We start from the raw sequence: 20,268 nt of genomic DNA, 5'->3' as shown, positions 1-20,268 counted from the left end.
AAAATAGGGGATAAAACAATGTGTGAATGGGTAAATGGAGTTCAAATAAATTATTATTTTATTTGTAAAACAAAATTATGGCTATTTTCACATCATATTAAAATGGAACAAGAATCAGATAATGTTTCATTAGGCAAAATATTACATGAAACTACTTATAAAAAAGAAAAAGAATTTTTAATAGATAATAAAATTAACATAGATTTTATTCATAAAAACAAGAACATACTTGAAGTACATGAAGTGAAAAAATCAAATAAAATGGAAAAACCAGATAAATACCAATTACTCTACTATTTATACTATTTAAGAGAAGTAAAAGATGTTAAAAATACTATTGGATACTTAGATTATCCTTCAATTAAGAAAAAAACTAAAATAGAATTAAATCATGAAAATGAAGAGGAACTTAAAAAAATCATTAAAGAAATTAATATTATAAACTCCAATCCTATGATTAAACCTAAAAAATCAAAAATATGTCGTAAATGTTCTTATTTAGAGTTTTGCTTTTCATAAAAATATTTTAAAACTTTTAAAGGAGGATATTAATGTGAATAAGAAAAATTATTACCTCTTATCAGAAGGAATACTAAAAAGAAAAGAAAACACCATATATTTCATAAATGAAAAAGGTAAAAAACCATTACCTATTAACAAAATATACTCAATCTATGCATATGGACAAATAACATTCTCATCACAAGTCATGAGCTTATTTGCTAGAAACGGAATACCTGTACACTTTTTCAATTATTATGGATATTACAATGGTACATTTTATCCTAGAGAATCCTTACTCTCAGGAGATTTGATAATAAAACAATCTATTTTCTACATAGAAAAAAATAAAAGATTAGAATTAGCTAAACTTTTTGTAGAGGGATCAGCAAAAAATATACAAAAAGTATTATCCTACTATAAAATAGAAAACCAAATAGAAGAAACATTAAAAGGACTAAAACAAACCAAGAAAATCACAGAAATCCTAAATGTCGAAGGAAGAATTCGGGCAGAATACTATACAAAATTTGATGAAATCCTACCAGAAAAATTTCATATGGAAGGAAGAAGTAGACAACCACCCAAAAACATGATAAACTCCTTAATAAGTTTTGGAAACAGTATGATGTACTCAACAGTATTAACAGAACTATACAACACTCAACTAAATCCAACAATCTCCTATTTACATGAACCATCAGAAAGACGATTCTCATTATCCCTAGATCTTAGTGAAATTTTCAAACCATTTTTCGTAGATAGATTAATATTCTATTTAGTAAACAAGAAAATGATAAAAGAAGAACATTTCAATCAAGATTTAAACTGCTGCCTATTAAACGATAAAGGGCGAAATATATTTATAAATGAATATAATAAAAGATTAGAAAAAACAATCAAACACAAAGACTTAAACAAAAAAGTATCATACCAAAGACTAATCAGATTAGAAGCCTACAAACTCAAAAAACACATCTTAGGAATCAAAAAATACAAACCATTCATAATATGGTGGTAAAAAATGTTTGTTATAATAGTATATGACATCAAAGTAGAAAGAGTAAACAAAGTCAAAAGTTACCTTAGAGAAAACATTTACTGGGTACAAAACTCAGTATTTGAAGGAGAAATAACCCCAAGCGAATATGAAAAAATAACCAAAAAATTAAAAGAAATCATAAACGAAGAAGAAGACTCCATAATAATATACAAATTCCCAATGGAAGACATGATGGAAAGAAACATAATAGGAATCGAAAAAGCACCAATAAACACAATACTATAAAATATCACTCATTATAAATAAAAAATCCTCACCATTTTAAAAAAAACCACCAACACAGCAATCGTTAATATCTATTTTTCAAAAACAAAACCTTTTTTTATCAAAAAATTATATCCTCTAAAAATTATTAAGAATAAATGATTCCCATTTAAATATTTATTCCCCTTTATAAAAATAATATAAACCTTAAAAAACTAATTTTAACTTTTCATTTTAATATTCACTCCAAAATAATAAATTGTTGATTATTAAATAAAACATTCCATATTCCGAACCAAAAAAAATATACCTTATAAAAAAGAATATTCTATATAGTGTGAGTAAAATAAGGGAAAAATTTGCCCTATCTGAATAAGACTAATATAGGATTGAAATATTAGTTTGTATAAGGTTGATGTTTTAATTTTTTCAGATCTGAATAAGACTAATATAGGATTGAAATTACAACTATAAGAAAAATGACTACTTAAACAAAGTAAATCTGAATAAGACTAATATAGGATTGAAATTTTGATAAATACATGAATACTACTAATGATGACATAAAATCTGAATAAGACTAATATAGGATTGAAATTCCAATTGGTACTAGTTAATTTTTCTTATGTAATAATCTGAATAAGACTAATATAGGATTGAAATTCAACTAGTACGGTTTATAATGGGACAAATTATAGTATCTGAATAAGACTAATATAGGATTGAAATTCAAAAATAGCATTCTCACTGTAAATAGTTAAATTTATCTGAATAAGACTAATATAGGATTGAAATTGATAATAAATACTAACTATATCCTCACTTGTGAAAATCTGAATAAGACTAATATAGGATTGAAATAAAATTACAACTATTTTTTTATATATACTTTTTTTTATCTGAATAAGACTAATATAGGATTGAAATAATTGTATACCTAAATTTATAATAAAAACTAGTAAAATCTGAATAAGACTAATATAGGATTGAAATAACTTAAATTGGGGAGTTTCCCTATTAACTGTTGTTGATCTGAATAAGACTAATATAGGATTGAAATTTAATAAAACCCCTATTTTTATATTTTAAATGAATAAATCTGAATAAGACTAATATAGGATTGAAATCTTCCCAAATGCCATCAAAGAAAAATTAATCATTAAATCTGAATAAGACTAATATAGGATTGAAATACAGCAATTAAGTAACCGAGTATGTTTAATAAGTATGATCTGAATAAGACTAATATAGGATTGAAATTCACTACGTTACTGGTATGATTTAATTCTCCTGATCTGAATAAGACTAATATAGGATTGAAATGGATTACTTAAATTAATAAAACTTAAAGGAATATTAATCTGAATAAGACTAATATAGGATTGAAATCAGTATGGACATACAAATTGACCTTTACTCATAAAATATCTGAATAAGACTAATATAGGATTGAAATTAAAAAATGCTAATTCTTCAACATCTAAATCTTCAGTATCTGAATAAGACTAATATAGGATTGAAATATGAAGTTTAAAACTAAATCATTCTCAGTAGTATACATCTGAATAAGACTAATATAGGATTGAAATTCTATTCAACCGAGCATTTTGGTCCATAAAAAATATCTGAATAAGACTAATATAGGATTGAAATGAAAGACCTTGAGCAATTGTAATAGTTTCAGTACTCTATCTGAATAAGACTAATATAGGATTGAAATTTTGCAATGAAACTGTTTACTCTTGCTTTCATATCTATCTGAATAAGACTAATATAGGATTGAAATACAAGATGAAATGATAGATGAATATGAAAATATTGAAATCTGAATAAGACTAATATAGGATTGAAATACTCTTATTACTAGTATAAACATCTATTCGTTCATCTATCTGAATAAGACTAATATAGGATTGAAATTCTATTATAACGTAAACTTTTTCATATTCTCAATTGAATCTGAATAAGACTAATATAGGATTGAAATTTTCTTACTAATTTATAAGTATCTCCAAAATTAGGTAATCTGAATAAGACTAATATAGGATTGAAATTACTGCTAAGGTGGAAACTTTAGATGTAGGAGATTATCTGAATAAGACTAATATAGGATTGAAATTAACTTCACTGATATAAATGATGTAATACCTTATCTTATCTGAATAAGACTAATATAGGATTGAAATAGATTTGTATCTGCTTTATTGAAGGATAAATATTCTGATCTGAATAAGACTAATATAGGATTGAAATCTTTTCTATCTAAAAATGGTTTTAAATCTTCAAGATCTGAATAAGACTAATATAGGATTGAAATAGTATAATGCCTGGTATTGTGATTACTGTTTCCAAATATCTGAATAAGACTAATATAGGATTGAAATTCGAGTGCTACTGTTTGTGCTGCTACAATCTGTGTAATCTGAATAAGACTAATATAGGATTGAAATGTTAAACTAATTGTACTTGCTTGTGCAACACCTGTAAATCTGAATAAGACTAATATAGGATTGAAATTCATATTCAATATTGTTGTATACTCCACCATCAAATAATCTGAATAAGACTAATATAGGATTGAAATTTGCTAAACTTGAAGTTAACAAATCCAAAAGAGATAAATCTGAATAAGACTAATATAGGATTGAAATTGTACTATTAAAACCAATAACATAACTTTACGAGGTATCTGAATAAGACTAATATAGGATTGAAATATCTCCTTTTAGTGTTAAAGATTCTGACTTTAAATATATCTGAATAAGACTAATATAGGATTGAAATTAATTTAAATTAAATAATGCTTCTTCTTTATCCATATCTGAATAAGACTAATATAGGATTGAAATTATATTATTATAAAGGAACTCCAAAAAAAATAAAATCTGAATAAGACTAATATAGGATTGAAATATAATCGAAAGGGAAAACGGTTTAATAAATTAAGGGATCTGAATAAGACTAATATAGGATTGAAATAACTCAAAATTTAATATCTCAGCTTGATTATATAACTCTTATCTGAATAAGACTAATATAGGATTGAAATCATAAATACACTTGTTACATGGGTAACATTTTAATTCATCTGAATAAGACTAATATAGGATTGAAATTGTATATATATTTGAAGAAACAACAGAAGATTGTATAATCTGAATAAGACTAATATAGGATTGAAATATTAAATCTAACCACTGATTATAAGCATATTTCAAGATCTGAATAAGACTAATATAGGATTGAAATCAGACAACCACAATGAATGAAAGAACGAAGCACAAATCTGAATAAGACTAATATAGGATTGAAATAACATACAAATAAAAAAATATTAAGCCGTTGCATATATCTGAATAAGACTAATATAGGATTGAAATTATGGAGGGTCAGTTATAAGAGTATCAATCAGTACTAATCTGAATAAGACTAATATAGGATTGAAATTTAAATTATACTGAATATGGAACCACTGATGGGGGGATCTGAATAAGACTAATATAGGATTGAAATTACATTTAATATTTAAATTACCTACTTTTTTACTTTATCTGAATAAGACTAATATAGGATTGAAATAAAAAAAAGCTTTAATAATCTTTTAAAGCTTCTTCTAATCTGAATAAGACTAATATAGGATTGAAATGCAGCAATATATTATATTCTACATCTTCAGGACTAATCTGAATAAGACTAATATAGGATTGAAATGTATCTATAGTATTCCAGTATCTATAGTATTCCAATCTGAATAAGACTAATATAGGATTGAAATTTAACTCATTAGAATTCATATTCATCATACTCCTTATCTGAATAAGACTAATATAGGATTGAAATATAAACATAAGCATCACAACTTAGAAGTTTTACTAAAATCTGAATAAGACTAATATAGGATTGAAATTCTTCATCATTACTGAATCCATTAAAGTTTAAATCTTATCTGAATAAGACTAATATAGGATTGAAATTCAGTTATGACTGGTGGTACTGTTAATAATCCTAATCTGAATAAGACTAATATAGGATTGAAATATGGAATGGATGCAATATTATAATGATACTGATCAAATCTGAATAAGACTAATATAGGATTGAAATTTTCTATATATTCTCTTATGTCTGTTAATTCTTCTAAATCTGAATAAGACTAATATAGGATTGAAATATGCTAGGGGCAAGTATTTGGAGTAATTGTTATTGTCATCTGAATAAGACTAATATAGGATTGAAATATTTACTTTTGATTTGTTTATATCGTCGTTCAGGTCATCTGAATAAGACTAATATAGGATTGAAATGAAGCACTATCTACACGGTTACCAATACAAGTACCAAATCTGAATAAGACTAATATAGGATTGAAATATGGTACAGTGTTATGGATTGGTGGGGATGAAATGATCTGAATAAGACTAATATAGGATTGAAATTAAAAAAAACCTCATTCTCCTTGTAAATTCTTCAAAATCTGAATAAGACTAATATAGGATTGAAATATAATTCTAGTATTGTTTTTAATGTTTCCTTTAACAATCTGAATAAGACTAATATAGGATTGAAATTTTCTTGTTGTCCTATTTGTTCAAACTGTGCAGAATCTGAATAAGACTAATATAGGATTGAAATACTATATCATTAAATAATTTTTCAGGTAAAGATTGTATCTGAATAAGACTAATATAGGATTGAAATCAACTAGCCGAAGAAACTCTCAACTTTGATATCACAATCTGAATAAGACTAATATAGGATTGAAATTCAACTCCGAAACCTTTTGCACAACCTGCTTTTAATGATCTGAATAAGACTAATATAGGATTGAAATGACAATACAAAGTCATCAGGTAATTCTGTCCAAATCTGAATAAGACTAATATAGGATTGAAATACTTGTCATGCAGTTGGACAAATGAAAGATAACCCAAATCTGAATAAGACTAATATAGGATTGAAATAAGTTATGATGAAATAGATAGTAAAGGTATATTGGAGATCTGAATAAGACTAATATAGGATTGAAATTTATTTATTAGATAATAGTAATGAATACCGTCGTATCTGAATAAGACTAATATAGGATTGAAATCAACACTATTCTTAATACCAAGCCGTGTACCCTCATCTGAATAAGACTAATATAGGATTGAAATTTAAACTTAACTAATACTGGTGGTAATGATGGTAGTGATCTGAATAAGACTAATATAGGATTGAAATATTATCACCAGTTTGACCAATAAGGGTAATATCTCTGATCTGAATAAGACTAATATAGGATTGAAATACATTAATAGTGTAAATATCAGTGAAATCAGGATTAAATCTGAATAAGACTAATATAGGATTGAAATCTACTGGTATAAGGCCTGCTGTTTTGATGACTTCTTATCTGAATAAGACTAATATAGGATTGAAATGATAAAACTGAAGCCGTGATAGTTTCCACACGTATCTGAATAAGACTAATATAGGATTGAAATAATGCTCATAGTAATCTACTCTGTTAAGTCTTTTATATCTGAATAAGACTAATATAGGATTGAAATTTCCTATTTTTATCAATTAATTCCTTACAATATTTCTATCTGAATAAGACTAATATAGGATTGAAATTTTATCATACTTGTAAGGGACGTTACCTTCAAGGATCTGAATAAGACTAATATAGGATTGAAATTTATATATTTTTGGTTTTCTTCTAAGTTTTCCAACTCTAATCTGAATAAGACTAATATAGGATTGAAATTTGTGTTACTGTGATGGTTCCTCCTACTGCGATAATATCTGAATAAGACTAATATAGGATTGAAATTAAAAAAAATCACTCCTTTTCAAGATAAGACTTTGTATCTGAATAAGACTAATATAGGATTGAAATTTACATTGTAAGTAATAGTAATGAATACCGCCGTACAATCTGAATAAGACTAATATAGGATTGAAATTACTGCTAAAATTAGTACACTTGATGTAGGGGATTACATCTGAATAAGACTAATATAGGATTGAAATTAAACATATTCAGGAACACTATCCAATTCCTCAACACATCTGAATAAGACTAATATAGGATTGAAATCATTTAAACACCCTTTAAGATTAAAATAAATTTTATTATCTGAATAAGACTAATATGGGATTGAAATAATGAAAACCAAGCAATAGAGAAAACTAATAGTTCAGATCTGAATAAGACTAATATAGGATTGAAATCATAAATACACTTATTACATGGGTAACATTTTAATTATCTGAATAAGACTAATATAGGATTGAAATAAACATATCCAATCAAAACCGACAGTACAGGTAAAGATCTGAATAAGACTAATATAGGATTGAAATACAATACAATGTAACAAAACAAGGAATCCAATAAGATCTGAATAAGACTAATATAGGATTGAAATGTAGCATCATTAAGTAGTGGAACAAGTGAAGGAACACATCTGAATAAGACTAATATAGGATTGAAATTTTGTTTATAATCGTTTATCATTTTGTTAAATTCCTATCTGAATAAGACTAATATAGGATTGAAATCTACGATAAGCAGTAAAATTATCTTCATCAGTACGGTATCTGAATAAGACTAATATAGGATTGAAATATTGTTTTATAAGGTTTTAACATTTTAAACACATCTGAATAAGACTAATATAGGATTGAAATAATGTTTAGCAGAAGATATTAATCAATTAGAATTTATATCTGAATAAGACTAATATAGGATTGAAATCCAACCTAGATGTTATTGTAAACAATGGAAAGAATAATCTGAATAAGACTAATATAGGATTGAAATTTGTTTCTGTAAAATCGTACTCAACACTGCCCCAATCTGAATAAGACTAATATAGGATTGAAATCATCATATAATATTAAATAGGGGGTTGAAAAATTTTAATCTGAATAAGACTAATATAGGATTGAAATTAATTCGGTGCAAAATAATCATCTCCACTATAAGTTATCTGAATAAGACTAATATAGGATTGAAATAAAATGGATTATTACCCTCATATTATAAGGAACAAAATCTGAATAAGACTAATATAGGATTGAAATGCCGTATAATCTGAATTGTTTTGTAATTCATCACATCTGAATAAGACTAATATAGGATTGAAATTTAGTATCGGTTACTGCATTTACATCTGCTGTACTATATCTGAATAAGACTAATATAGGATTGAAATTTAAAATTACACATCCAATTAATGATGACTTTAGAATCTGAATAAGACTAATATAGGATTGAAATATCCTTACTAGCATTAATCTTCTTAATATGATACAAATCTGAATAAGACTAATATAGGATTGAAATCTACAACAACAACATCTTAATGGGAATTTAATGATCTGAATAAGACTAATATAGGATTGAAATTTAGTACCATATCTTGGATTTGCATAAATGTAATATATCTGAATAAGACTAATATAGGATTGAAATAGAAACATTGTCGGAGCATTATTATATGATAAAACTGAATCTGAATAAGACTAATATAGGATTGAAATTGATAAAATAACATCATCAGACAACTCAGTAACAACATCTGAATAAGACTAATATAGGATTGAAATCTATAAGGATACCTGAAGAGGTTAAGGATCAATTAAAATCTGAATAAGACTAATATAGGATTGAAATCTCACCTCAAAACTAGCATAAAATCGTAACAATTCAATCTGAATAAGACTAATATAGGATTGAAATTACCTCCCCATACATCATCTTTTTCGGTATTAATTTATCTGAATAAGACTAATATAGGATTGAAATAAATTAGATCTTGAAATAGAAAAATATAGTAATGAAAATCTGAATAAGACTAATATAGGATTGAAATTATTCCCACTAACTCATCTAATAATGCAACCATCTATCTGAATAAGACTAATATAGGATTGAAATCCATTGACAGTGCAGGTACTAAAATTTATTCAAATAATCTGAATAAGACTAATATAGGATTGAAATGTTGAAAAGGCTTGTTTTGTGAATGCTGTTAACCTTTATCTGAATAAGACTAATATAGGATTGAAATCAATTTGTACAGATTGTTTCACCATTTATTTCTTCAAATCTGAATAAGACTAATATAGGATTGAAATCTACTTACACTAGTAGGATTAGCACTCAAAGTAATATCTGAATAAGACTAATATAGGATTGAAATTTGAAACAAACTGATGGGGTGTATCATGCTAGTGTATCTGAATAAGACTAATATAGGATTGAAATCATGTATATCCTGTGCTTTGGAAAAATGATACTACTATCTGAATAAGACTAATATAGGATTGAAATGGAAATATGGGATGAATACGTCAATTCTGGTGAACAAATCTGAATAAGACTAATATAGGATTGAAATAGAGTTAATTTCACACCTATTGCAGTGGATCCAACAATCTGAATAAGACTAATATAGGATTGAAATATACTAATGAAATATGGGTATGTTTCAAGGTTACTATATCTGAATAAGACTAATATAGGATTGAAATAAATAATCAATCATGAAATAATTATTATTAGTATTAATATCTGAATAAGACTAATATAGGATTGAAATCCATTATCAACTTTATGGGTTGTAATTGAAGGTAATATCTGAATAAGACTAATATAGGATTGAAATTATTATAATGATATTTCGCCCATTTCAACTCAGTAAAATCTGAATAAGACTAATATAGGATTGAAATAGTATTAAGACTGTATCATCATCAACCATTAAACTATCTGAATAAGACTAATATAGGATTGAAATTAATTACCAAAAAATCCTGAAGGAGAAAGATGTATTGATCTGAATAAGACTAATATAGGATTGAAATATCTACTGTAGCTTTAACTTGTGTATTAGTAGTGTATATCTGAATAAGACTAATATAGGATTGAAATTAGTAATGTTTTCCCATCAAGTATTATTTTATAACTCATCTGAATAAGACTAATATAGGATTGAAATAAGGAAATTACTAACATTTTAAAATTATCTGCTAAAGATCTGAATAAGACTAATATAGGATTGAAATTTGGTTTCAATTGTGGTTTCAATTTTATAATTTCTTAATCTGAATAAGACTAATATAGGATTGAAATGCAATATATATTATTAGTCTTCCAGGTTCACCACCACATCTGAATAAGACTAATATAGGATTGAAATTCAGACCCTTTTAAATTCCCTACAAGAGTCCAAGTATTATCTGAATAAGACTAATATAGGATTGAAATGAACAATTTGTTTCTTGATGAAATCAATAAAAAGTAATCTGAATAAGACTAATATAGGATTGAAATTGTATTTATTGAGCAGTACATCATATCTTTGATGCATCTGAATAAGACTAATATAGGATTGAAATAGATTTTTACAGACTTTTTTTACAGAACTTTTACGAAATCTGAATAAGACTAATATAGGATTGAAATGAAACTGCAAATACTATTCCACCAAATGTAGCATCTGATCTGAATAAGACTAATATAGGATTGAAATCAACCAAATGTCCAGGATCTAATGTTGTTACAACCATCTGAATAAGACTAATATAGGATTGAAATTCAGTACTGAAAGTTATATAATATTTATAAGTTAAAATCTGAATAAGACTAATATAGGATTGAAATCAACAATTTAACACTGTAAAATCAATTCTAAGATCTGAATAAGACTAATATAGGATTGAAATCGATATAGGAAATGGTATGGGAATATTTTTACTATTAATCTGAATAAGACTAATATAGGATTGAAATGATGAAACAAAGCTTATTGAAAAAATTAAGAAAGGATATCTGAATAAGACTAATATAGGATTGAAATTAAGAAGCTGTATTCCCACTAAAACTACAATCATAAAATCTGAATAAGACTAATATAGGATTGAAATTGTAGACACTATTCGTGAACAACGGAAAATAGCAGCAATCTGAATAAGACTAATATAGGATTGAAATTAAGTAATCGTGCAATCATTTTCTACAATGATGGGGTATCTGAATAAGACTAATATAGGATTGAAATCACATTGTGAGAAAGTCAGTTAAAAATGCTAGATATGATCTGAATAAGACTAATATAGGATTGAAATTAAGTAATCGTGCAATCATTTTCTACAATGATGGGGTATCTGAATAAGACTAATATAGGATTGAAATCACATTGTGAGAAAGTCAGTTAAAAATGCTAGATATGATCTGAATAAGACTAATATAGGATTGAAATCAACTTTCTATTTCAATTAGTCGTGTTGTTTGATTCAATCTGAATAAGACTAATATAGGATTGAAATCAACTTTCTATTTCAATTAGTCGTGTTGTTTGATTCAATCTGAATAAGACTAATATATGATTGAAATTTACTTGCTTTAGTACTTAATAAATTATCTGTTTCAGTATCTGAATAAGACTAATATATGATTGAAATCCAACCAACTTCAAGAAGAATATGATAAAGCAACAAATCTGAATAAGACTAATATAGGATTGAAATTACTAATGAGGCTTTAACTGCACGGCTTCGTACATTATCTGAATAAGACTAATATAGGATTGAAATATCAAAGTATCAATCTCGGTTTTAGTGTAATAACTACATCTGAATAAGACTAATATAGGATTGAAATCACCAATAAAGTGTTTCTTGTTTTATACTGCTTGAATTATCTGAATAAGACTAATATAGGATTGAAATTTATCCTGTATAGCATTATAAAAATGACCAGGACAATATCTGAATAAGACTAATATAGGATTGAAATACAGTAGATACAGTACTTACACTCACATCAAACAAAATCTGAATAAGACTAATATAGGATTGAAATTATTAAGAAGCGTATAAATGGTAAGTTACATTATTATCTGAATAAGACTAATATAGGATTGAAATATTTAACTGCAGCAGATGTAGACTTTGGAGTAAATGAATCTGAATAAGACTAATATAGGATTGAATTTTGAATCCGTAATACATGAATATAGGGACTACTTCATTGGAATAAGATTAATATAGATTTGAAATTTGAATTTCTTTTTAAAACCAGTAGTATGTTTTATTTAAATGTGGTTAATATAAATTGAATTTGATTTATTTGATTTTTTCTTTTAAAAATTATTTTTGAATATATTATTGAAATTAAGTTGTAAAACATTTTGTTTTCATTAGATATATATTGAAATAAGATTAATATAAGATTAAATTAAGTAAGTGTTCATATTTTAAAACATTTATTTTATTTGAATAAGACTTATTATAGGATTGAAATTAATATAATATATGTGAATATAAAATTATTTGCATTTGAATAAGACTAATTATAGGATTAAATTTTTCATTCTCTAAAGTTAAACATAAAGTTTGCAAAACTTGTTTATATCGGACTAGAAATATGTGTTATATTTAATGCATTACATAATAAAAGTTTATAAAAATTTTAAATAAAAATCAGATTTATAAAGGATATTTTTTTCAAAAGCTTATAAATAAGAAATTTGTAATAAAATAGGAAAATTCAAATTATAATAAACAATTAGGAAATTTTAAAAAATATATTCTATGTTTTTATAAGAGTCAAATTTTCTATTTTTAAAAACCTTTTTATTTTATTAGTCAGATATCATAAATTAATATAATTATTTTTTTGTGAGGTATTAATTTATTATGAAAAAAGCGTTGATTTTGATTGGTTGTCCTGAGGCTCCTGCTCAGACTCCTATTACTTTGTATGTTTTGGATAAGCTTAGAAAGGCTGGTTTTGATGTTACTGTTTCTAGTAATCCTGCTGCTTCTAAGTTGTTGAAGGTTTCTGATCCTGAAAGATATTATCTTCAGGATTTGGTGAATATTGATTCTGAAATTGATCATTTGGAAGAGGGTTCTTTTGATTTGCTTGTTGGTATTATTCATAAGGATGCTGCGGTTTCTTATTTTGTTACTTATTATCAGTTGTTAAATATTGATTCTTTGGCTATTATTTTCCAACGTGATCAAGGTGAATTAGATAATTTCACAGATGAGGTTCGTGAGAATACTGATGCGGGTATTGTTAGTGCTCGTGCTTATCATAATCCTACTCCTTTGCGTGTTCAGGTTGATAATGCTTTTAAGGATTATTTTGAAGGGGATGATTAGCTTTGTCTTTTTGTTTGGAAACATATTTGCAGCAGTCTGATGATTATAAGATTCTTTTAGCTCAATCTACTTTTAAGTTGGCTCGGGATGTTATTACTAAGAATTCTAAGGAAGTTATTCATGTGAAGCCTGGTGAGAAGGTTTTAGGTGTTCGTATTATTGGGGTGCCTCCGATTCCTATTGGTTTGAATCCTGATGAGGGTACTGTTCTTTTAACTTACACTAAACCTTGTAATGGTACTGGTGCTATTGAGTTACCTGTTTCTGATGATGATATCCGGAAGATTCGTTCTTTAAGTATTGATAAAAAATAAATTTTTAATGGGGAGTATATTTTTTTCATGATTACTACTGTTGTTGGAAGTTTTCCATTAGAAGTTAAAAGCCCTGAATCTGGTAGGGATAAGTTTTTAAACATTTTTGGTGCTTATGATCCGTATAAACGTCTTATTGAAGAGGTTGTTGAGTTACAATTTAATTTAGGTTTGGATATTGTTACTGAGGGTCAAGTTCGGGATGATATGATTGGAATTTTTGTAAAGCATATTCCAGGTTTCACATACTTGCATAATTCTTCTGTTATTACTGGTAAAATCCTACCTTCAAATCATAATATTACTGTAGGTGATGTTCGGATTGCAGAACATAAACTTGATGAGTTAATTAAGAATTCTAATTTATCAAGTGTGGAGGCTGAGCGTAAAGGTGTTAAGGGTATTATTACTGGTCCTTCTACTATTGTTCATAGTTCACGTATTGAATCTTTTTATAAGGAGAAGGGTCATGCTATCCTTGATTATGCTCATGCAATAAGTAAGGAAGCCTCTGCTTTGGAGGGTGCTGGTTGTAAGTATATTCAAATTGATGAACCTTTCCTTTCTACTGGTATGGTTGATTTGAAAGTTGCTAAGGAAGCTATTAGTATAATCGTTGATACGGTTAATATTCCAGTAGCTATGCATGCTTGTGGTAATCTTAAAGGTGTTTTTAAACAGTTAACAAGTTTTCCTGTTGATATATTGGATTTTGAGTTTGCTGGAAATAATGATAATATTAAACTTTTAAAGGAGCATAAAAATCTTTTAAAAGGTAAAAAATTAGGATTAGGTTGTCTGGATTCTGCATCTAAAGACTTAGATGAAGAAAGTAGGGTTCGTGAAATTATCCAAACTGGTATTGAAGTAATGGGTGAAGAGAATATTTTACTTGATCCGGATTGTGGTTTAAAGAAAATGAAATTGGAAACTGCGAAAAATAAATTAAAATTAATGATTAAATTAAATAATGAATTATCCACAAAATAATAATAATAATAATGGGAGTTTAATGGGATTAATATGTCTTATAAGTTTGATGCTGAGCAAATAGCAGATGGATGGGAGCAAATAGTCACCCAAATAGTTAAAGATGGACATTTTGTTAATGATGAACGTGGTTCATTAACCAAGGAAATTTTAAATGTTGTAACAACAATTAATGATCCTTTCCAATTAGGTGGGGACTTTTTCGGTTTTGGTGATAAACTAGCTAGAATTGAGAAAATACGAATACCTGATAATTATTTCTGGGAAGGGGATAAACTTAGAACATATAGTGAACAATTCACAAGTAGTGAAAATCCAGGTTTCGTCTATACTTATGGTAATCGTTTAAGAGCACACTTTGAAGGTATAGATCAAATACGTGTGGCAATTGACAGGTTAAAAAATTGTAATGAGTCTCGTCGTGCTATAAGTGTTACATGGGATCCAACCCAGGATACTAAACGTGAAGAAGTACCTTGTATGATTCTTGTAGATTTCAAATTACGTGATAATATTTTATACACTACTGGTTTATGGAGAAGTCATGATATTTATGGTGCATGGTTCCCGAATGCTGTAGGATTATCTTACCTTGCACATTATGTTTCTGAAGAATTAGGTGGAGATGTGAAAATGGGTTCTGTAACAATCCATTCCATAAGTGCTCATATTTATGAAAATGATTTACCTTCAGCAGAGAAGGTTAAAATAAAAAATCCACCAAAATAAAATAATAATAATAATTTATATATAAATATAAAAAATTAATATAAAATAAATACAAAAAATTAAATAAATGAATATTGAAATGAGGTTTAGAAAAAATGGTAAGTGTAAACTTAGAAGCTAAAAAAACTGTAGATGTAATGATTGAAAAAGCTGATGAAATAAACATACAAATATCCAAACTCTCAAATGGGGCAACTGTTCTTGATTGTGGAGTTAATGTTGATGGAAGTTTTAAAGCTGGAGAATTATATACTAAGGTATGTCTTGGAGGATTAGCTGATGTTGGAATAAGCATCCCTGGAGATTTATCTGAAAAATTCGCTCTTCCTAGTGTTAAAATAAAAACAGATTTCCCATCAATTTCAACTCTTGGATCTCAAAAAGCTGGATGGAGTGTAAGTGTTGGTGACTTCTTCGCATTAGGATCCGGACCTGCAAGAGCATTAGCATTAAAACCTGGAGAAACCTATGAAGCAATAGATTACAAAGACGATGCAGATATAGCTATTCTTGCATTAGAATCTGATGTATTACCTGGTGAAGATGTAGCTGATGTTATAGCTAAAGAATGTGATGTGGATGTTTCTAATGTATACTTACTTGTTGCACCAACTAGTAGTCTTGTTGGATCTATTCAAATTGCAGGAAGAGTAGTTGAAAATGGTACATATAAAATGATGGAGTTCATCAATTTTGATGTTAAAAAAATCAAACATGCAGCAGGAATCGCACCTATCGCTCCAGTTGACCCAGATGGATTAAAAGCTATGGGAAAAACTAATGATGCAGTACTCTTCGGTGGAAGAACATATTACTATGTTGAATCTGAAGAAGGTGATGATATTGCTTCAGTTGCAGCACAATTACCATCATCTGCAGCAGATGGATATGGAAAACCATTTTTCGATGTATTTAAAGAAGCAGGATTTGATTTCTATAAAATAGATAAAGGAATGTTCGCACCTGCAGAAGTAGTTATGAACGATTTAACTACTGGAAAATTATATAAAGAAGGATATGTAAACGCAGATTTACTTAAAAAATCCTTCGGATTATAAAAAGAAAACATTTAAAAATATTTTTGGAGGTATTAATAGTTATGAAAGTAACAGCAATAATTGCAAGTCCACGTAAAGGTGGAAACGGGGATGTTCTTGTAGATGAAATAATTAAAGGAACAGAAGAAAACGGTGCAGAAGTCACTAAATATTATATTGATGAATTAGATGTTGAACCATGTCATGCATGTGGTCACTGTGGTGATGGTATAGACTGTAAAGTCGAGGATGATGGGGCAAAAATCATTGATGATCTTTTAGATACTGATGTATTAATTTTCACAACACCAATCTATTATGGTCAAATGTCAGCTCAAGGAAAACTCATAACTGACAGATTCTATAGTGTAAGTAGAAACCCACAAAAAGAATTCAATGGAAAAGCAGTACTTGTATTCACTCATGAGGCACCAACTGGTGTATATGATGCTTATATTGAAGCTACTAAAGCATCACCATTCGGTCATACTGGTTGGGATGTAGTAAGCACTTTAGATGCTGGTGGAATTCAAGAACCAGGTCCCATAAAAGAATCTGAGGATAAAATGAAAGAAGCATTTGAAATAGGAAAAGCATTATAAAAAAAATCTTATTTCCTATACTTTTTTCTCTTTTTCTATTTTTCTATTATATATCAATCTATCTTAACTTAGTTAAAACTTCAAATTTTTAATGCTCTTTCTAAATAAACATTTTACTCTTTATTAAAACACTAGTTTTACACTTAATCTAATTTAATTATTAAGCTTAAGTTTAATTTAAACATAATAAAATATTAACCATAAAAACCATTTACTATGTGTGAGTAATTTTTAAAACCTATAAAAAATAATAAAACATTATTATGACAATAATGGAAACTATTAAAATAAACACTAAAAAACAATTTGAAATCATTGATATAACAAAAAAGGTAAATGAATATCTTGAAAACCAAGAACTATGTGATGGTTTAATAAATATTTACACAAAACACACCACATCAGCAATAATCATTAATGAAAACGAAACAGGCCTAATAAAAGATTTCAAAAACACCTTAAACAATTTAATACCCGAAAATAAGGATTACCATCATAACAGCATAGATAATAATGCTCGTTCACATTTACAAAGCTTATTTTTATCATCTTCACAAACAATACCTTTTAAGGACAATAAACTATTACTTGGAACTTGGCAATCAATTTTCTTTATAGAATTAGATGGACCAAGAACAAATCGTGAAATAATCCTAACCATAATAAACTAAAAATTTTATTTTAGAAATTTTTAATTAATAAAAAGAATAAAAATATTATACAATGAATTTTATGTGATAGGTGATTAATTATGGGTAAAATAGATTCAAAACAATTAACTGATAAAATACAAAACTATCGAGATAATGGTAAAAGTTGTTCACAATCAGTTTTAACTGGAATATGCACAACAGTTGACTGTAAATTAAGTGAAGAAGAATTATTAAGTTTAGGTAAAGGATTTTCTGGTGGAATCGGTGGAACCTTTGATGAAGGTACTTGTGGAGCATTAACTGGTGCAATAATCGCTTTAGGATTAATATATCCAAATGATCCTAAAATGAATGTTGCATTAAGTAAACAATTACTTAAATTCTTCCAAGACGAATTCACCACACTTCAATGTGGAAAATTAACTCATAATGGTGAAGATAAAACTATTTGTGATCCATGTTGTGCATTTATTGGTGAAAAATTCGCACAATTATACAATGAATTATAAAAAATTAAATTATTTTTTTTCATTTACTATTTTTTTTATACTAAAACTACTTTTAAAAAGGATTATGAGGGTCATGTCATTATCAAAGGATTTAATAAATTTATTAAAAAGTGAAGGCGCAACAGGTGTTGGATTTGCAAACCTTAAAGGAGTAAACAATGTCCCATCAGGATACATTTCAGGAGTTTCTATTTTTGTTAAATTATCTAAAGAAGCAATTAAATCAATTAACACTAAAAACAATACCAAATATATTGAGGAATATAAAGGTTTAGATAAGATATTAGATAAAATAGCACTTAAAGGTGAAGAATATTTAAAATCTAAAGGTTATAAAGCAGAAGCATTAACAAGTGATAAATTATCTATTACAGAAGATAATGCAAGTCAAATATCCTTTGAAGAGGTTGCAACTCGTGGAGGTTTAGGATGGATTGGAAAATCCTGCTTATTAATAAACCCTGATTATGGTTCAGCAATTAAATTAATAACAATCCTAACAAGTGCACCATTAACTTATGCTAAACCTGTTAAAGCAAGTTTATGTGGAATGTGTACAGAATGCAGGGATTCCTGTAAACCAGGTGCAATAAATGGTATATTATGGAATACTAATACAAGTAGTGACACATTATTTAATCATAAAAAATGTTTAAAACATTTAAAAAAATTAAGTAAAAAACAATCACAAGATGAAGGTTTTGAGTTATGCAGCCAATGTGTGTATGTTTGTCCAAAAACTCAAAACTATATAAAATAAAAAAAAATAAAAGGGAGCATACTATTTTTATGAGTTTATCAACAGATTTAAAAGAATTATTAATATCAAAAGGTGCAACAGGTGTAGGGTTTGCAAATCTTAAAGGAATAAAAAATGTGCCAAATGACATGCCTAATGGAATATCAATACTTATTAAATTATCTAAAGAAGCAATTAAATCAATAGAGGTTAAAGGTAAAAAAGAATATTTAAAAGAATATGATAATTCATATCCAATATTAGATGAACTTGCCCTTAAAGGGGAAGAATTCTTAAAAAATAAGGGTTATAAAGCTTATGCTTTAACTAAAGAAAGAGTATCAGTACCAGATAATAAAATAACTTTAATTCCATTTAAAACAGTTGCTACACGATCAGGTCTTGGTTGGATTGGTAAATCCGCACTATTCATAACACCTAAATATGGTTCAGCAGTAAGATTAATAACAATCTTAACTAATGCACCCTTAGATTTTAATAAACCAATAACTACTTCTTTATGTGGTATGTGTAGAATATGTCAAGATAATTGTCCAGCTGATGCAATAACAGGTTTAACATGGAATCCTAAATTGGAACGTAATGATTTATTTGAATATAAAAAATGTTTAAATGTTTTAGAGGAACTTGCAGAAAATGAATTCCATAATCCCAATGTTAAAGTTTGCAGTAAATGTATTTCTGTATGTCCTAATACTCAAAGATATGTAGAAAAATAATTATTAAAAAATAAATTATGAG

General features: G+C 27.2%; 13 protein-coding genes and 1 CRISPR repeat array. All 13 genes read left to right on the top strand.

Annotated elements, in window-relative coordinates; all coding sequences use genetic code 11:
- Nucleotides 1-18 precede the first annotated feature (18 nt).
- The 13 genes from cas4 to ACA135_RS05750 all read left to right on the top strand — a co-directional run bounded on the left by cas4 (nt 19) and on the right by ACA135_RS05750 (nt 20,246).
- On the top strand, nt 19-519 hold the full coding sequence (gene cas4 / locus ACA135_RS05810; protein WP_409197820.1) for a CRISPR-associated protein Cas4: 501 nt from the start codon (nt 19-21) through the stop codon (nt 517-519).
- Nucleotides 520-553: 34 nt separating this feature from the next.
- Complete coding sequence (gene cas1b, locus ACA135_RS05805; protein ID WP_409197819.1) at nt 554-1,522, top strand: type I-B CRISPR-associated endonuclease Cas1b; 969 nt, start codon at nt 554-556, stop codon at nt 1,520-1,522.
- Nucleotides 1,523-1,525: 3 nt separating this feature from the next.
- Complete coding sequence (gene cas2 / locus ACA135_RS05800; RefSeq protein WP_409197818.1) at nt 1,526-1,789, top strand: CRISPR-associated endonuclease Cas2; 264 nt, start codon at nt 1,526-1,528, stop codon at nt 1,787-1,789.
- Between the two features lie 345 nt (nt 1,790-2,134).
- A CRISPR array of direct repeats spans nt 2,135-12,823; the repeat unit is 30 nt; unit sequence ATCTGAATAAGACTAATATAGGATTGAAAT.
- Between the two features lie 639 nt (nt 12,824-13,462).
- Nucleotides 13,463-13,933, top strand: coding sequence for a DUF1890 family protein (locus tag ACA135_RS05795; RefSeq protein WP_409197817.1), 471 nt, complete (start codon nt 13,463-13,465; stop codon nt 13,931-13,933).
- 2 nt (nt 13,934-13,935) lie between these two features.
- Nucleotides 13,936-14,247 carry a DUF1894 domain-containing protein gene (locus ACA135_RS05790; protein WP_409197816.1) on the top strand — a complete coding sequence of 104 codons (312 nt, stop codon included), beginning with the start codon at nt 13,936-13,938 and terminating at the stop codon, nt 14,245-14,247.
- Between the two features lie 27 nt (nt 14,248-14,274).
- Nucleotides 14,275-15,237 carry a methionine synthase gene (locus ACA135_RS05785; RefSeq protein WP_409197815.1) on the top strand — a complete coding sequence of 321 codons (963 nt, stop codon included), beginning with the start codon at nt 14,275-14,277 and terminating at the stop codon, nt 15,235-15,237.
- Between the two features lie 33 nt (nt 15,238-15,270).
- Complete coding sequence (locus ACA135_RS05780) at nt 15,271-15,966, top strand: thymidylate synthase (RefSeq protein WP_409197814.1); 696 nt, start codon at nt 15,271-15,273, stop codon at nt 15,964-15,966.
- 95 nt (nt 15,967-16,061) lie between these two features.
- On the top strand, nt 16,062-17,024 hold the full coding sequence (gene mch / locus ACA135_RS05775; protein ID WP_409197813.1) for a methenyltetrahydromethanopterin cyclohydrolase: 963 nt from the start codon (nt 16,062-16,064) through the stop codon (nt 17,022-17,024).
- Nucleotides 17,025-17,065: 41 nt separating this feature from the next.
- The gene (locus ACA135_RS05770; RefSeq protein ID WP_409197812.1) at nt 17,066-17,605 is read left to right on the top strand and encodes a flavodoxin family protein; all 540 of its coding nucleotides are present in this window, start codon (nt 17,066-17,068) and stop codon (nt 17,603-17,605) included.
- Between the two features lie 263 nt (nt 17,606-17,868).
- Nucleotides 17,869-18,276, top strand: a complete 408-nt coding sequence (locus ACA135_RS05765; protein WP_409197811.1) for a secondary thiamine-phosphate synthase enzyme YjbQ — start codon at nt 17,869-17,871, stop codon at nt 18,274-18,276.
- An 80-nt stretch (nt 18,277-18,356) separates the two neighbouring features.
- Nucleotides 18,357-18,767 (top strand): C-GCAxxG-C-C family (seleno)protein, encoded by a 411-nt coding sequence (locus ACA135_RS05760; RefSeq protein WP_409197810.1) that lies wholly within the window; start codon nt 18,357-18,359, stop codon nt 18,765-18,767.
- Between the two features lie 73 nt (nt 18,768-18,840).
- Nucleotides 18,841-19,527, top strand: coding sequence for a hypothetical protein (locus tag ACA135_RS05755; RefSeq protein ID WP_409197809.1), 687 nt, complete (start codon nt 18,841-18,843; stop codon nt 19,525-19,527).
- A 29-nt stretch (nt 19,528-19,556) separates the two neighbouring features.
- Nucleotides 19,557-20,246, top strand: a complete 690-nt coding sequence (locus ACA135_RS05750; RefSeq protein ID WP_409197808.1) for a 4Fe-4S double cluster binding domain-containing protein — start codon at nt 19,557-19,559, stop codon at nt 20,244-20,246.
- Nucleotides 20,247-20,268 lie beyond the last annotated feature (22 nt).

It is taken from the genome of Methanobrevibacter acididurans, from assembly GCF_046197875.1.
Classification (GTDB): Archaea; Methanobacteriota; Methanobacteria; order Methanobacteriales; family Methanobacteriaceae; genus Methanobrevibacter_A; species Methanobrevibacter_A acididurans.
The sequence above is the reverse complement of the archived record's forward strand: the minus strand, read 5'-3'. Positions and strand labels throughout refer to the sequence as shown.